General features: G+C 56.1%; 1 protein-coding gene. It reads left to right on the forward strand.

The genetic code is table 11. The annotated features are described in order from the left end of the window. Positions 1 to 246: hypothetical protein (locus tag F1735_RS36195; protein WP_222853228.1), on the forward strand; the 246-nt coding region annotated here is incomplete at both ends.

Genomic DNA, 246 nt, shown 5'->3' on the forward strand with positions numbered 1-246 from the left:
GAGCGGCTTCGACGGCACGATGTGGAAAAATTCGAAGGGCAAAGTCTATCTGTCCTTCCAAGGCACGTATGGCTTTAAAGATTTCGGGGCGGATGCTGGGTTGGCATTTAGCGGCGTGGCCCGCAAGCAGGTGGTTGATATGGTTAACTGGTGGTTTCGCGAAACAGGAGCGCTTAACGCAAGGGTGCGCCAGATTGCACTCTGGAATCTACCGCCGAACTCTCCCACGGTCCCCCCTCCGGAACT

The sequence above is a fragment of the Massilia genomosp. 1 genome (assembly GCF_011682185.1).
GTDB lineage: Bacteria > Pseudomonadota > Gammaproteobacteria > Burkholderiales > Burkholderiaceae_D > Telluria_A > Telluria_A rubra.